This is a genomic window from Streptomyces sp. NPDC002935, from assembly GCF_040611295.1.
Lineage (GTDB): Bacteria > Actinomycetota > Actinomycetes > Streptomycetales > Streptomycetaceae > Streptomyces.
In genome coordinates, this window is the sequence record NZ_JBEXNW010000001.1 from 321,896 (window position 1) to 336,641 (window position 14,746).

Annotated in this window: 14 protein-coding genes; 7 read left to right on the forward strand and 7 right to left on the reverse strand. The window is 72.1% G+C overall.

Annotated elements, in window-relative coordinates:
• Positions 1-84 precede the first annotated feature (84 nt).
• Both ABZX90_RS01360 and ABZX90_RS01365 read right to left on the reverse strand, forming a co-directional pair.
• Positions 85-957: a LysR family transcriptional regulator gene (locus ABZX90_RS01360; RefSeq protein WP_351130423.1), complete on the reverse strand. Its 873-nt coding sequence runs from the start codon at positions 955-957 to the stop codon at positions 85-87.
• A 231-nt stretch (positions 958-1,188) separates the two neighbouring features.
• Complete coding sequence (locus tag ABZX90_RS01365) at positions 1,189-2,151, reverse strand: AraC family transcriptional regulator (RefSeq protein WP_355200871.1); 963 nt, start codon at positions 2,149-2,151, stop codon at positions 1,189-1,191.
• Between the two features lie 215 nt (positions 2,152-2,366).
• On the opposite strand from ABZX90_RS01365, the gene ABZX90_RS01370 reads away from it, so the two are divergent.
• The 5 genes from ABZX90_RS01370 to ABZX90_RS01390 are packed head-to-tail and all read left to right on the forward strand — an operon-like array spanning position 2,367 to position 6,669.
• The gene (locus ABZX90_RS01370) at positions 2,367-3,983 is read left to right on the forward strand and encodes an ATP-binding protein (RefSeq protein ID WP_355200687.1); all 1,617 of its coding nucleotides are present in this window, start codon (positions 2,367-2,369) and stop codon (positions 3,981-3,983) included.
• Positions 3,980-4,393: a roadblock/LC7 domain-containing protein gene (locus ABZX90_RS01375; protein ID WP_355200689.1), complete on the forward strand. Its 414-nt coding sequence runs from the start codon at positions 3,980-3,982 to the stop codon at positions 4,391-4,393. Before ABZX90_RS01370 ends, ABZX90_RS01375 begins: the two co-directional genes overlap by 4 nt.
• Complete coding sequence (locus ABZX90_RS01380; RefSeq protein WP_351130419.1) at positions 4,390-4,752, forward strand: DUF742 domain-containing protein; 363 nt, start codon at positions 4,390-4,392, stop codon at positions 4,750-4,752. The genes ABZX90_RS01375 and ABZX90_RS01380 overlap by 4 nt, the downstream gene beginning before the upstream one ends.
• Complete coding sequence (locus tag ABZX90_RS01385) at positions 4,730-5,332, forward strand: ATP/GTP-binding protein (protein WP_351130418.1); 603 nt, start codon at positions 4,730-4,732, stop codon at positions 5,330-5,332. Before ABZX90_RS01380 ends, ABZX90_RS01385 begins: the two co-directional genes overlap by 23 nt.
• Positions 5,329-6,669: a cytochrome P450 gene (locus ABZX90_RS01390; RefSeq protein ID WP_355200692.1), complete on the forward strand. Its 1,341-nt coding sequence runs from the start codon at positions 5,329-5,331 to the stop codon at positions 6,667-6,669. The genes ABZX90_RS01385 and ABZX90_RS01390 overlap by 4 nt, the downstream gene beginning before the upstream one ends.
• A gap of 25 nt (positions 6,670-6,694) precedes the next feature.
• Here ABZX90_RS01390 and ABZX90_RS01395 read toward each other — a convergent pair whose 3' ends face one another.
• The 3 genes from ABZX90_RS01395 to ABZX90_RS01405 form a co-directional block, all read right to left on the reverse strand.
• Positions 6,695-7,939, reverse strand: coding sequence for a cytochrome P450 (locus ABZX90_RS01395; RefSeq protein WP_355200694.1), 1,245 nt, complete (start codon positions 7,937-7,939; stop codon positions 6,695-6,697).
• A 172-nt stretch (positions 7,940-8,111) separates the two neighbouring features.
• A complete protein-coding gene (locus ABZX90_RS01400) occupies positions 8,112-8,525 on the reverse strand; it encodes a DUF6114 domain-containing protein (RefSeq protein WP_351130413.1) in 414 nt (137 codons plus the stop codon).
• Entirely contained in the window at positions 8,525-9,199 is a 675-nt protein-coding gene (locus ABZX90_RS01405; protein ID WP_355200696.1) for a DUF6230 family protein, read from the reverse strand. The genes ABZX90_RS01400 and ABZX90_RS01405 overlap by 1 nt, the downstream gene beginning before the upstream one ends.
• A gap of 733 nt (positions 9,200-9,932) precedes the next feature.
• On the opposite strand from ABZX90_RS01405, the gene ABZX90_RS01410 reads away from it, so the two are divergent.
• The gene (locus tag ABZX90_RS01410) at positions 9,933-10,598 is read left to right on the forward strand and encodes a Tat pathway signal sequence domain protein (RefSeq protein ID WP_351130410.1); all 666 of its coding nucleotides are present in this window, start codon (positions 9,933-9,935) and stop codon (positions 10,596-10,598) included.
• 18 nt (positions 10,599-10,616) lie between these two features.
• Here ABZX90_RS01410 and ABZX90_RS01415 read toward each other — a convergent pair whose 3' ends face one another.
• Complete coding sequence (locus tag ABZX90_RS01415) at positions 10,617-11,576, reverse strand: lytic polysaccharide monooxygenase (RefSeq protein ID WP_355200698.1); 960 nt, start codon at positions 11,574-11,576, stop codon at positions 10,617-10,619.
• A gap of 406 nt (positions 11,577-11,982) precedes the next feature.
• Here ABZX90_RS01415 and ABZX90_RS01420 point away from each other — a divergent pair, with 406 nt between their 5' ends.
• Entirely contained in the window at positions 11,983-13,179 is a 1,197-nt protein-coding gene (locus ABZX90_RS01420) for a damage-control phosphatase ARMT1 family protein (RefSeq protein WP_355200700.1), read from the forward strand.
• A 28-nt stretch (positions 13,180-13,207) separates the two neighbouring features.
• Here the strand turns inward: ABZX90_RS01420 and ABZX90_RS01425 are convergent, their stop codons facing one another.
• A complete protein-coding gene (locus tag ABZX90_RS01425) occupies positions 13,208-14,479 on the reverse strand; it encodes a cytochrome P450 (protein WP_355200702.1) in 1,272 nt (423 codons plus the stop codon).
• Positions 14,480-14,746 lie beyond the last annotated feature (267 nt).

Consider the following 14,746-nt stretch of genomic DNA (forward strand, 5'->3'; position numbering starts at 1 on the left):
GGGGCACGCCCCCGCCACGCCCCGTCCCGCCGTCGAACCGACGGTTCATCCCCGACCCTGAGCGCGCTGACCCGGCGACTCGACTCAGGTCATGTGCCGCAGCAGAGCGGCGACCGCCGGTGGGGTGTCGCCGCGGGGGTGGACCATCATGATCTTCCAGTGCGGTGCATGCCGGGCGAAGGTGTGGGTGCTGAGGTCGGGGAACTGCGCGGCGATCGAGGCGGGCATGACGCAGACGCCCAGGTCGCCCCGGACCAGTTCGGCCGCGGCGACGATGTCGTTGACCTCGAAGGTCGTCTCCCGATCCACGGCGGCGGCACGGAACGCCCGGTCCACGAAGAGGCGGATCGCCCAGCCCGGTGTGAAGTCCACCAGCGGCAGCCGGGCGGTCTCGGCGAGCGTGATCGTGCCGTCGTCCGGGCCGGTTCCGGTGAGCGCCCGCCCCGGCGCGGACACCAGCACCATCTCCTCATGGGACAGCACCCGGGTCACCAGACCCCGCTGCCGCTGCCGGTCGAGCGCGACCACGGCCAGGTCGACGGTGCCCTCGCGCAGCGCCTGCCGGAGGTCGGTCTCGGACACCTGCCGCAACCGCACCACCACGTCCGGATGCTCGGCGCGCAGCGCGGCCAGCGGCCGGTGGAGGTCGGCCCAGACGCCCTGCGTCGTGCCGATCGTGATCCGGCCCCGCAACTGTCCCCGGACCAGGTCGACCGTCGCCCGCGCCCGTTCCGCCGCCCGCAGCGCGGCGCGCGCCGCCGGGACGAAGGCCTCGCCGGCCGGGGTCAGGAACACCTGGTGCGTGGTGCGGTCGAAGAGGGGGGTGCCCAGCTCCCGTTCCAGCGCGCGGACGGCGCTCGACACAGCGGACTGCACCACGTGCAGTCGCTGGGCCGCCGCGGTGAAACCGCCCTCCTCGGCCACCGCGACCACGACCTCCATCTGCCGCAGATCCATCTCCACTCCCGAAGCAGCAGCCCGTCTCCGACCGAGATCCCGTCCTCCTCCGATTGTCGCAGGCCGTGATCGTCCGCGAGGGTGCCGACGTGGTGCGCGCGAGGCCCCGACGCGCTGCCACTGGAACGGCCGGGGGTCGGTGCCCTAGGGCCTGTCCGGCGGATCAGGTCGGAGGAGACCTGCGGCGCCTGATCAGGACCCGCGTCTCCGGCATGATCCGCCGGACAGGCCCTAAGCCCCACGGACGCCGTTGCGCATTTCTCGCGGACTCACCCCGAAGCGCTGGCGGAACGCGGTGCTCAGGGCGCTCGCCGACGAGAACCCCGAGGCGTAGGCCAGATCCGTGATGGTCAGGTGCTCGCAGTCGCCGCACTGGAGGCGTTCTCGGACCAGGCGCAGACGCTCCTCGCGGATCAGGTCGCGGGGGGTGGTGCCCGCGTGCTGCAGGGCCAGTTGGATCTGGCGCAGCGACCAGCCGAGGGCGCGGGCCATGGACGTACCGGTGAGGCCGGGGTCGGCGGCGTGCTCGCGGACGTGGCGGCGGACCACCGTCTCCACGTCGGTCAGGTGGCCGGCGCCGTCGGGGCGGTCGTCGCCGGTGGCGAGCATGCACAGCAACTCGACCACGCGGTCGGACACGGCGTTGAACTGGGAGTCGGTGAGATCCTCGCGCTCTGCGTACAGGCCCTCCAGCATGGAGCCGACGACGCGGCCGAGGCCCCTGCTCAGGTCGAGGCCGGTGGCCAGCGGCGACCTGCGGTTCAGCGGACCGTCCACCTCGCGCGCCGGGATCGTGAAGACGTACGCCTGGGTGGAGGCGTCCTGGAGGCATTCGAAGGGCGACCCGAACGAGACGAGCGTGCCCGTCCCCGGGGTCAGCCGTGCCTCGTGGCCGTCCTGGCGCAGGACGATCTCCCCGGTCAGCGGTAGCAGTAACCGGTAGTCCTCATCCGGGTCCTCGCGGACCTGACGAGCGGTCCTGCTGTACGCGATCTCGTCCGACCTGAATCTGACGAGCTGATACGTCTCCGTGCGCTGACGGACCGTCTCACCGAGGAAGTTGTCGACGCGGCTGTACCGGTAGCCCATCCGGGACTGGTACGACCCGATGTGCTCGCTCCAGAAGTCGGCCCGCTCCCACGGTTCCACCGCGCCCGTCGACCGGGTCTCGACCAGGTAGCTTCCCGTGGGCAACGGCACCATCAACTCCTGTGTGGGTCAAGGCAGTTACACGGTGTCAGCCTAGTGCACACAGTCGGTGCGCATGACGGCAACTTCCTTGCGCGCCGTGGCAAGCGCGGGAGGCGAGGCGCGGCTACCGTCATGCGCCGCGCCCCCTCGCGCCCCACCCCTCACTTTTCTTGCTTCCGCCCCAGCAGCGCGTCTCTGCATATGAGGACTTGAGGACCATGACCGAACGGATACCGGAGGCCGCGTCCTGGTGCCTGGCCACCGGCCTGCTCGCCGTCACCGTGCTGCTGTTGCGCCAGCGCGGGATCACCGCACGGCAGCGCCGACGGGCCGCCGCGCTCGCGGACGACCTGAGGGCCCGCGACGAGGAGCTGCGCCGCCTGGCCGCGGTCCGCCTCCCCGCCCTGGAGGGCGCCCCGCACCAGCACGCCCCCACGGGTGCTGCCGCCGCGGGCCTGCTCGACGCCCGGCTGGCCGACACGGACTTCGCGAAGCATCTCGACAGCGTCCTCGAACGCTTCTCGGAAGCCGTGGAACACGCGCAGGAGCGTGCCGACCGGTCCGCGAAGGCCGCGCTCAAGGCGTCGATGCGTTCGATCCAGGCCCTGGCCAACGAGCAACAGGTGTCCATCGCGGAGATGCAGGACCGGCACGACCACCCCGACGTCCTGCGCGACCTTCTCGAAATCGACCACACCAACGCCCAGTTCGGCCGCCGCGCCCAGGCGATCGCCGTCCTGTGCGGCTCCTGGCCGGGACGCCAGCGCAGCACCTCCGCGCTGATCGAGGTGGTGCGCGGCGCGACCTCCCGTGTCCGCGACTACCGGCGCGTCCGCGTCAACGGTCAGGTGGACCTCGCCGTCGAGAGCCGAGCGGTCGAACCGGTGGTCCTCGCCGTCGCCGAACTGCTCGACAACGCGGCACGTCACTCGCAGCCCAACACCACGGTCGAGGTCACCGTCCAGTCGGCGCACAACGGCGCGTGCGTGGTGATTGACGACGCCGGCGTCGGTATGGACGGCCAGGCGACCGAGCGGGCCGCCGCGCTGCTGACCGGCCGCGACGCGGTGGACGTGACCCGGCTCGACGATCCGCCGCAGTTCGGCTTCGCCGTCATCGGCGTACTCGCCGAACGGTACGGGTTCGGCGTCTCGGTCGACACGCGGTCCCCGTACGGCGGTGTCCGCGCCGTGGTGTTCCTGCCGGCGGCGCTGCTCACCCACGTGGCCCCGGTGCCGGAGGTTGTCCCGCGGGCCGAGCCCTCCCGTACCACCGGGCGGTCCGTGGAGCAGGCGGCGGAATCCGTGGCACCCGCGCGTCCCACCCGTCGGGCGGCCGAGCCCATGGAGACGACGACGGCCGGTGGCCTGCCGAAGCGGCGCCGTCGTGGCCCGCAGCAGGCGCCCCTCGCCGAACGACCCGCCGCCGTGCCCGCCGTGCCCGCCGAGGACGTCAGCGCGCGGTCGGCCGAGGAGAACGCCCGGCGCATGGGCGCGTTCGCCCGCGGCACCCGCTGCGGCCGCGCGGCCCGGGACACCACCGGAACACCGGAGGACCCGGACACCACCGGAACGCCGGAGCATGCAGACACTCCCGACGCCCTGGGAACGCCGGACCACGCGGCCACCCCCGACGCCCCCGGAAAGCCGGACCTCACGGAAGCACCCCCTGCCCCCGGAGCTCCGGACCTCCCCGGCGCACCCGGTGGTCCCGGAACGTCCTACGCCCCCGAACCACTCGATGCCCCCGGAAAGCCGGGCGCTCTCGCGCCGACGGACGTCCTTGGGGCGTCGTACGCAACCCCCCACGCGAACGAAGGGAACACACAGGGATGACCGCGCCCACGACCAACGAGCTGGGGTGGATGCTCGACGAGGTCCTGAAGGTGCCCGAAGCGCGGCACGCGATCCTGCTGTCCGCCGACGGCATGCTCCGCGCCCACTCCGCCGACATCGGCCGGGACGACGCCGAACGGCTGGCCGCGGGCCTGTCCGGAGTGCAGTCGATCAGCCGCAGCACCGCCGAGTTCTGCGGCAGCCCGAACACACCGTGGCGGCAGACCCTGATCGAGTTCGCGCACGGATACGTCTTCCTCGTCGCCGCGGGCGAGGGCGCCCATCTCGCGGTGTCCACGACCGAGGACGTCGACATGGAGGCGGTCACCTACCGCATGCACAAACTGGTCGACCGGCTCGGCAAGGAGCTGACCAGCCCGGCCCGGCAGGACACCGGCAGCCCGGCATGACACCGCCCAGGCGCCGTGCGGGGGAGCGGCTGGTGCGGTCGTACGTCGTCACCGACGGCCGTTCCCAGCCGTCGCGCAACACCCTCGACCTCGTCACGCTGCTGATCGCCGCCGTCGGCCCGGCGCTCACCGGACTGAGCCCCGAGAAGCGGCGGCTGATGGAGCTGTGCCGGCCCGGGGCGCTGTCGGTGGCCGAGGTGGCAGGCCATCTGGAGCTGCCGGTCAGCGTCACGAAGGTGCTGGTCGCCGACCTGATGGACAGCGGTCACCTCGTCACCCGCACGCCGATCCCCTCCGCCGGGCCTTCCGACACCAGCATTCTCCAGGAGGTGCTCGATGCACTCCGCTCCCGCCTCTGAAACCATGTATCTGCCCGAGGGCGTGCGGACCGCCGTCAAGCTGCTGGTCGTGGGCCACTTCGCGGTCGGCAAGACCACGTTCGTCAGCACGCTGTCCGAGATACGGCCCCTGCGCACCGAAGAGGTCATGACCCAAGCAGGCGCGCTCGTCGACGACTTGGCCGCCGCGCGGGACAAGACCACCACCACCGTCGCCCTCGACTTCGGCCGTCTCACCCTCAACGACACCGTCGTGCTGTACCTGTTCGGCACCCCGGGGCAGCAGCGCTTCACCGAGCTGTGGCAGGACATGACGCGCGGGGCGCTCGGCGCGCTCGTACTCGCCGACGCCCGGCGCCTGGACCGGTCCTTCGATGTCATGGGCGCACTGGAGGAGTTGGAGCTGCCGTACGGGGTCGCCCTGAACGACTTCGACGACGCGCCGGGACACGGGCTCGACGAGGTGCGCGAGGCCCTCGACCTGCTGCCCTCCACCCCGCTCGTCCGCTGCGACGCCCGCGACCGGGTCTCCTCCACCGAGGCGCTGATCGCCCTCGTCTCCCACCTGCTGACCCGCACCGGCGAACTGGAGCACGCGTGAGTGCCGTTCCGCCCCCCGGCTGCCCGGCCCACCAGTCCCTGTACGGACCGGAGTTCGCCGCCGACCCCGCCGCGGTCTACCGGCGGCTGCGCGAGGCCGGACCGACCGCTCCCGTCGAACTCGCGCCCGGCGTCCGGGCCACCCTCGTCACCGGGTACGAGGCCGCCCTGCACGTCCTGCGCAGTCCGGAGACGTTCTCCAAGGACCCGCGCCACTGGACGGACCTGGCCGACGGCACCGTCCCGACGGACAGCCCGGTCGTCCCGATGATGATGTACCGGCCCAACGCCCTGTTCACCGACGGCGAGGAGCACCGCCGGCTGCGCGGCGCCATCACCGACAGCCTCGCCCGCGTCGAGCCCAGCACCCTGCGCGGCTATGTCGAGCGCAGCGCCGGCACACTGATCGACCGGTTCGCGCCGCTCGGCACGGCGGATCTGCTCGGCGAATACGCCCAGGTCCTGCCGCTGCTCGTCTTCAACCACCTCTTCGGCTGCCCCGTCGGCCACGGCGTCCGGCTGGTCGAGGGCATGTCCGGGATCTTCGACGGGGTGGACGCCGAGGAGGCGAACGAACTGCTCACCACCACCCTGCTCGACCTGGTCGCGCTGAAGCGGTGGCGGCCCGGGCCGGACATGACCTCCTGGCTGATGGAGCACCCGGCCGCGCTCACCGACGAGGAGATGATCCACGCCCTCGTCGTGCTGATGGGCGCCGGCACCGAGCCGCAGCAGAACCTCATCGCGAACAGTCTGCGGCTGCTGCTGTCGGACGACCGCTTCGCGGGCGACCTGTCCGGCGGCACGCTGCCGGTCGAGGACGCCCTCGACGAGGTGCTCTGGACCGACCCGCCGATCGCCAACTACGCCGTGCACTACCCGCGGCACGACGTCGTGTACGAGGGAACGCTGTTGCGTGCGGGTGATCCGCTGGTGGTGAGTCTCGCCGCCGCGAACACCGATCCCGCCCTGACGAGTGATCAGCGCACGGGTAACCGCGCCCACTTGGCGTGGAGCGCGGGCCCGCACACCTGCCCGGCGCGGAGTCCGGCGCGGCTGATCGCCGCCGTCGCGGTCGAGAAGCTCCTCGACCGGATCCCCGACCTCGAACTGATGGTTCCCGTCGAGAAGCTGGAGTGGCGTCCCGGACCGTTCCACCGCGCGCTCGCCGCGCTGCCGGTGAGCTTCCCGCCGGCCTCGGCGGCCGGACGGCCCGAGGGCGAACGGCAGGCGTCGGCCGCGACCTTCCCGGCGCCCGCCCCCGAGCCTGCGGCCCCCGCGCCCGATCGCCCGAGGAGCGGCTGGGCGCGGTCGGCGGCCTGGTGGCGCGGAGAGTGATCCGAACCGGCTGCTCGGACAGGCCCTAGGAGATGCGGACGGGAAAGGAGCGGTGGCCGTTGGAGATGAAGGAGTCCACCGGCCGCAACTCCTCCTCCGGGACCGCGAGTCGTAGCCCGGGAAACCGCTCGAACAGAGCGGGGAGCGCGATCCGGGCCTCCAGGCGGCCCAGCGGGGCGCCCAGGCAGTGGTGCACACCGTGGCCGAAGGCGAGGTGTTCCTTGTCGGCGCGGGTGACGTCGAACTGATCGGCGTCCTTCCCGTGGCGTTCGGGATCACGTCCGGCGGCGGCGTACGCCGCGAGGATCGCCTCGCCCCGGGCGATCACGGTCCCCTCGGGTCCGCCGAGCTCGGAGAGGTCGATGTCCTCCACGGCGTACCGCAGCGGCAGGTTCGCGATCGGCGCATCAGCGCGCAGGGTCTCCTCGACCACGTCGTCCCAGGTGGCGCGGCCCTCCCGGACGTGCGCGAGCTGTTCGGGTCGGCTGAGCAGCGCGTGTACGGCGTTGTCGATGAGGTTGACCGTCGTCTCGTGACCGGCGCTGACCATCAGGACCAGGGTGTCCAGCAGTTCCTGCTCACTGAGCGGGGTGCCGTCCTCCTCGTCGCGGGCCGCGATGAGCCCGGAGGTCAGATCGTCGCCGGGCGACTCCCGCTTGGCGGCGACGAGTTCGGCCAGGAGGACGTACATCCGCTCGTAGGCGGCCGTCATCTCGCCCGGGTCGGCGGAGGTGTCGAAGACGCGGTCGACCAACTGCCGCAGCTCGGGGCCCCGTTCCTCGGCCAGGCCGAACAGATCGCTGATCACCTGCATCGGCAGCGGGTAGCAGAGTTCCTCGCGCAGGTCGACGACCTGGAAGCCGCGCCCGGCCTTCTCCACGCGGTCAAGGAGCTGCCGGGTGATTTCCTCGATGCGCGGCTGGAGCGCGGCTGTCCGGCGAGCGGTGAAGGCCCTGGAGACCAGGGTGCGCAGGCGTTTGTGCTCACCGCCGTACGCGGTGAACATGTTCTGCACGGCCACCCAGGTGAACAGCGGCCACTGCGGGGTGATCGCGCCGCTCGCGAGCAGGGGCCAGTGCTGCCGGGCGTCCTTGGACACCCGGGAATCGGTGAGCAGCCGTTTCAGCAGCTCTTGACCGCTCACCGCCCAGGCCTCCACGCCGCCCGGAAGCTCCACCCGGGCCAGTGGTCCGCTCTCGCGGATCCGCGCGGCCTCCCCGTGGATGTCGCGTCCGGTCGCGTCGATCACTGAAGGACGTGCGTTTCCCATCAGGAGCCTCCCGGCGGTCGAACCCCGATTCGGTACACGCATCGTCACGCTACGCGAGGACGCCGGGTCCCGTCGGACCGGCCCGGCGTCGGATGCGTACCGTGCCAACTTCCCTGCGCGTACAGGCAAGTCGGCGAGGTGAGGGGTCCTGTCCCGTGCCGGGCCGTCCGCCTCAGGCGTGCTCGCGACGCAGCAGCCGGCGGCGCGGCTCCTGGTCGGGGAGCCAGCCGAAGGTGAGGCAGCTGCCGACGGCTCCGAGGAGGAGGCCGACGAGGAATCCGCCGAGGTTGGAGGTGAGCCAGGTGCCCAGGGACAGCAGGATGCCCAGCAGGGAGTAGAAAAGGCGGTGGGCCGGGTTGAAGAGGATCAGCAGGCCGCACAGCAGCATCATGGTGGGGAGCAGATAGCCCGCCAGGCCCTGCATCCCGATGTGCATGACGACCTTCAGCGACGCCTTCTCGGTGAGGAGGATCTCCGCTCCCCCCAGGGCGAGCAGCAGCCCGCCCCAGAAGGGGCGCCTCGCACGCCAGTGCCGGAAACCGGCCCTCAGGTCCCGTGAGGTGTCCGTGCGGGCGTCGGGGCTCATCAGCAACCCTGCTCGCTGAAGCGCAGCTTGAGGCCGGGAAGCTTGAACACCGCCGCCGTCGTCGCGTAGTTGGTCTGGCGCAGGTTCGCGATGCGCACGGTGTCGGCCTGCTGGCTGAACACGCCCTTGGGTCCCTGGACCCCGGCCTTGTCGAGGGTGCTGGCGTCGTTGCCGATCTCGATGTTGTCGAAGGAGGCGTCGCCGGACAGTTCAGTGGAGTCGGTGGTCAGATGGCTCGCCTGCACCTTGTTCGCCCCGCTGCCCGCCGTGATGAGCAGGTTCGTGCCGCCCAGGTCGACGCTCTGGCACAGGTGGTCGAGGGTCGCGTTCCTGATCGCCGAGGTGACGATGAGGACCTGGCCGCCCGTGTCGCCGGCGTTCGGGCTGTCCTCCGCCATGTTGTCGAGGCCGCCGAACTGCTCGAAGCCGGTGCCGTTCAGCTCGGTCGCGGTGACCGTGAACGGCATGCCGGAGATGGCGAACTGGACGCCCAGGGCGCCCTGGGCCGTGAGGATCATCAACCCCGCGGCGACTGCCGTGGCGGGTACCGCCATCACGGCGGCGCGGCGCAGACGGACCCGTCCGCGTCTGTCCTGCCCGTCGGCGGCTGAACCGCTTTCCGGGGTCTCGGGCGTGGAACCGTTGGACGCCGTGGCGTCCGAGGACGAGGCCATGTCTGCTCCCTGGGCACGTTCGATGCGGGTTGGGCTCCAGTGGCGCGTTGTCCTGGCGCGGACAGCGGCTGCGGCGTACGCCTCCTCGCGCCTCCCGGCGGTTGCAAGGGCTTTCTCGTTACGCAGCAGTAGCCGTCGAGGAAGTTACCGGGGGTTACATGCACGGGTCAAGGGACGTGTGGGAAAACCGTGCCAGTTGTGTCCCACCTGTGAACACGCGTCGACGGCAGGCTCGTCTTGGCGCTCAACTTCCGTACTGCGCCTTGACGTTGACCATCCATCAGGTCTAGAACTCTCCCTGTTTCCCCCCCGGATCCGTGGCGCCGGATCCGTCGGTCGGCGCGCCCGTCACCTCCCGGACCCCGTTCTGCGTTCCGCACGGGGCGGTCATGGCGCGTTCGGAGCGGTCGAGGCGCGTACGCCGAAGCGGCGCGCCCCCTCGGCCACTCCCGTTTTCACGGTTTCGCGGTTTCGCGGCACCGGCACGGTCGCCTTCCCCTCCGGGCCGTGCCGGTCGCCCGGCTGTCGCTGCCGGTCCGCGGCGCACGGAGAAGGCGTCACGGACCGGCGGCGGTCTCTCCTCGCGCTGTTTCCGCACCTCGCGCCGGCGTCTCGAACCCGCCGTCGCGCGTCGGCGTTCCACCCCGCACACCCGCGCCACCTTCTCGACCCGCACCCCCGCGCCCCGGCGCGGTCAGGCACCCACACCCCCATCGGAGAAGAGGCACCCCCCATGCGTACTCGATCCCTGCTCGCCCTCGTCGGCGTCGTCGCGGCCCTTTCGGCGTCCGCCGCCGTCCCCGCCTCCGCGGACGACGTCCCGGTGCTCACCACCGGCAGCGCCGGAGGAACCGCCGTCGCCGTCGGCGACGTCCTCACCGCCTCGCTCGCGAGCGGCACCAAGGCCACGCTCTACTCCAGCAGCACCGGTACGAGCGGCGTCTCCTGCTCCGCGTCGACGTTCACCGCGACCGCCACCGACAACCCGGCGGCCCCCGGCACGGCCGCCGAGTCGCTCACCGGACAGACCTTCGACAGCAGCTCGTGCAGCAGCAACGTCGTCGGTGTCCTCGGCGTCACCGGCATCACGGTCGACAACCTGCCGTACACCACCGCGGTGGGCTCCGACGGAACCGTCACCGTCACGCCGGCCGCCGACTCCACCATCCAGACCACGGTCAAGCTGCGCACCCTGCTGGGCACCCTGACCTGCGTCTACCGGGCGCCGAGCCTGTCCGGCACGGCGAGCAACGCCGACAACAGCATCACCTTCGCCAACCAGCAGTTCACCAAGTTCTCGGGCTCGTCGCTGTGCTTCAGCAACGGCTACTTCACCGCGAAGTACGCCCCCGTGACCGACACCAGCCAGCCGGACAGCCCGGCGGTCTACGTCAACTGACGCCCACCGGGCACGGATTCAGCCCCGGCGTCGCAGCGCGAAGGCGATGCCGGCGGTGAGCAGCAGCGCCGCCGCCGCTCCCCCGGCGACCAGGGGGAGGGCGGGGCCGCCGCCCGATGTGCTGTCGGCGGCGGGCCTCAGATGATCGGGACCCGTCTCCCCGGTGGATGAACCGACCGCCGGGGAAGGCGAGTCGGCGGCCGGGGACGTCGGCGCGGGGCTGGGCGGCGAGGTCGCCAACCTGGTCGACCCGGAGGTGTCCTTGGTGCTCTTGCCACCGGAAGCGCTCCCGGTGCTCCCCGAGGTCCCGGAGCTCCGGGTCGCCTTCGGTGCCGAGCCCCCGGCCGGGAACACCACGTCCGAGCACGAGTAGTACGTGTCCGTCGTGCTGGAGTTCTGCCAGATCGTGAACAGCATCTGGCGGCCGGTGCGGTCGGACGGCAGCGTCGCCTTGACGCGGTAGGCGCCGTCGACCACCGCCGGGTCGGTGGCCGTCGCGAACGGCTTCTCCGGCAGATCGGACCACTTCAGGGGGCGCGTCGGGCTGTAACCCTGCTTCGTCAGGAAGAGCTTGAAGGTCCCCGTGTGCGGGATCGTCGTACTGTACTTGAGGGTGAGGCCCGCGCCGGGTGTCAGACGCGTCGACGGAAAGTCGGCGCGGGCCAGGTCGAGGCCCTTGTAGGCGGACAGCCCCCCGCTGCACAGCTTTCCGTCCGGGATCACCGAGCGGTCCCGGCCGTTGACGCCCGCCACCCGCAGGTTGTCCCACGCGGTGAACGGCGCGCCGTTCGCGGAGATCGCCGCCTGGCAGGCCGCGGTCCGGACCAGACCGCCGCCCTCGGGCGAGCACGCGGCCACCCGGCTGACCGGAGACGTCGGCGCGCCGTGCGCCGACGCGGTGCCCGCGGCCCACGTCGTGAGCAGCAGCGGAGCCGCCAGGGCGACAGCGGCCGCGGTGGCGGAGCGGTAGGCGGTCATCCGGAGGTCTCCTCGTGCGTCGGCGAAGCGGCATGCCACCGCGCGCGACCGGGACGGGGCCTCGTACGGGGCACCGTCAAGTACGGGGCCACAGCGCCGTATGTTCAGATCCGCAATCCGCGCGAAACGGGTCCACCCCGGCGAACCGTGGGCGGGCAAGGGCCGATCAGCCGCCTGATCGAGGGTTTTCCCGCTATCCCTCCCACCTGCCGCCTGCCTATCGTTCAGCGCGACCGCCGACGGCAGCTGTGAGCCTCATGTCCAGGACACGGCCGCGCAGACACCGCGACGGTCGACAGCTCGACGCCGCCGACCAGGCCGACCGCTGGGCTCTACGGGGGGAGGGGTCGCCCGGCGCGCACCCGCGTCGGACGGCCCCTTTCGCACAGCCGGTACGGTGAGCGGCATGCCTGAGCCCGCCGCAGCAGCCCGCTCCGCCGCCGGTCCCGACGACGCGCCGGTGGTCGTCAGCGCGGTGCGGGGCTCGTTCCCCTGGAGCGTGCTGGCCGAACGGCATCCGGCGCTCATCCGCAAGGTGCGGGACGCCTTCCCGTACGGCCCAGAACAGCGCGACGCGCTCGACGCCCTGCTCAGGAACTGCACCGAGGGAGTTATCGAACCGCTCGCGGCGCCGGCCGCGGACCGCGGCCGGTGGGATGCCTGGGGCGGCCGGGAGCACTACGGCCGGTCCTGGTTCGACGTGCCCTTCCTCTGGTCCGAAAGCTACTTCTACCGCCGACTCCTCGAAGCCGTCGGCTACTTCACGCCCGGCCCGTGGCAGGGCATCGACCCCTTCCGCCCCTTCAAGCTCGCCGAACTGGACACCCCGGAGGCCGACGAGGAACTCGCCGCGCTGGACGACCTCGCCCGGCAGCCCGTCGAGGAGCAGGAGGAGGCGCTGCTGCACGGCTCCCTGTGGGGCAACCGGGCCGACCTCGGCTTCCGGCTGGCCGGAGCGCAGGAGGGGACGGCGGCCGAATCCCAGCTCGTGGCGAACGACGCAGACGTGCTGCGATCGCTCTTCGCCGGCGGCACGCTCTGCCTGGTCGCGGACAACGCGGGCCGGGAACTCATCCCCGACCTGCTCCTCGTCGACCACCTGCTCCGCCACGGCCGGGTGAAGCGGACCGCCCTGCACGTGAAGCCGTACCCGTACTACGTCTCCGACGCCACCACCGCGGACGTGGTCGACGCCGTGCGCCGCCTGACCGCCGCGAAGGGAGCGGCGGGCGAGGCCGGGAACCGCCTCTGGGCGGCCCTGGCCGAAGGCCGTCTCACCGTACGGACCCACCCCTTCGCCTGTGCCCCGCTGCCGTACGCCGACCTGCCCGACGACCTCCGGCGGGAGTTCGCCGCGGCCGACGTGACCCTGCTGAAGGGCGACCTCAACTACCGCCGCCTCATCGGCGACCGCCTCTACCCCGCCACCACCCCCTTCGCGACCGCCACCTCCTACTTCCCCGGCTCGGTGGCGGCGCTGCGGACCCTCAAGTCCGATGTCGTCGTCGGACTCACCGCCACCGTCGAGGCGGCCCTCGACACCGCCGAGGACCGCCGCTGGCGCACCGGCGGTACCCACGCGCTGATCCAGGCGAGGCGCTAGCGACGAGACGCTCCGCTCCGGAGCCCGGTCAAGTCACGTGCAGGGGAAGGGACTTGATGCCGTTGATGAAGTTGGAGACGAGACGTCCGGGCGGCCCGGCCGTGTGCAGCGAGGGCACCACCCGCACGATCTCCTCGTAGAGCACCCGCAGCTGGAGCCGGGCGAAGTGGGCACCCAGGCAGACGTGCGGGCCGTCGCCGAAGGAGACGTGGGGGTTCGGAGCCCGGGACAGGTCGAGCCGGTGGGGGTCGGCGAAGGCGCGCTCGTCATGGTTGGCCGAGGCGTGGAAGACGACCACCTTGTCACCCGCCCGCAGACGCCGGCCGGCCAGCTCCGTGTCCACGGCCGCGGTCCGGCGGAAGGTGAGCACGGGAGGGTGCACACGCAGCAACTCCTCGACGGCCGTGCCGAGTCGATGGCGGCCCGAACGCAGTCCGTCGTACGCCTCCGGATGCTCCGCCAGCGCCAGCAGGCCCCCGGGAGCCGCGCCGCGCACGGTGTCGTTGCCCGCGACCGTGAGAAGGAAGAAGAACATCTCCAGTTCGGCCGGGGCGAGTTCGGGATCGGCGGCGAGGGTGGTCATCACGTCGTCGGCGGGGTGGTTCCGCTTGAACACGGCCAGCTCCCGCGCGTACGCGAACATGTCCCGCAGCATCGCCGGGGAGCGCGGATCGACCGGTTTCCCCGTCGGGCCGAGGACCGCGGGACCCGCCTCGTCGGGGTCCTGGTAGCCGATCACCCGCCGCGTCCAGTGCAGCAGCAGACCCCTGTCGCACTCCGGCACGCCGAGCAGATCGGCGAGATTGAGCAGGGCGTAGTCGTCGGTGACGGCGGCGACGAGATCGCGGGTGCCGTCGCCCTCCCGGGCCTCCCGCACCGCCCGCCCGAGCAGCGTCCGGGCGCGTTCGCGCGCCACCGACGCGAAGTGGTCGACACGGCGCGGGGTGAACGCCCGGCTCACCAGACGCCTCAACCGGCCCTGGTCCGGCGGATCCTGATTGAGCATCATGCTCCGGATGAACGGCAGGTCGGCCGGGTCGGGATCACGGATCTGGGTCGCACCGAGGAACGAGGAGTACGTCGCCGAGTCCTTGAGCACCCGGACCACGTCCGCGTGCCGGGTCACCGCCCAGAACCCGGGCCCGGCCGGCCAGCCCAGCACCTCGGACTCCTCCTGCCAGGCCACGGGATGGTGATCGCGCAGGACGCGGTACGCGGCGTGGGGCACCCCGTCGGCGTACCGCCGCGGGTCGAAGACATCCGGCACGGGAGGCGCGCCCGGCCCCGGCGCGGCCCTCACGACCGCGAGCTCCCGCCGCGCCTCCCGCCGGGACCGGGATCCGGCGGCACCTCCGTGGACAGTGGTGGGCCGGCGGACGGGCCGTGCCCGGCGCACACCGCGCGGGCACCGTCGTCCCGCACAGCACGGGGAAGCGCGAGGAAGGTCATGCGACCACGGTGGCGGGCGGACACCGGGTCGGCAAGGGGGCGGGCACGGGCCCCGACCGGACGGAAGCGCCGCCATGCGCGGCTTTCGCCCCGATTCACGCGATGGTGTGATCATGTC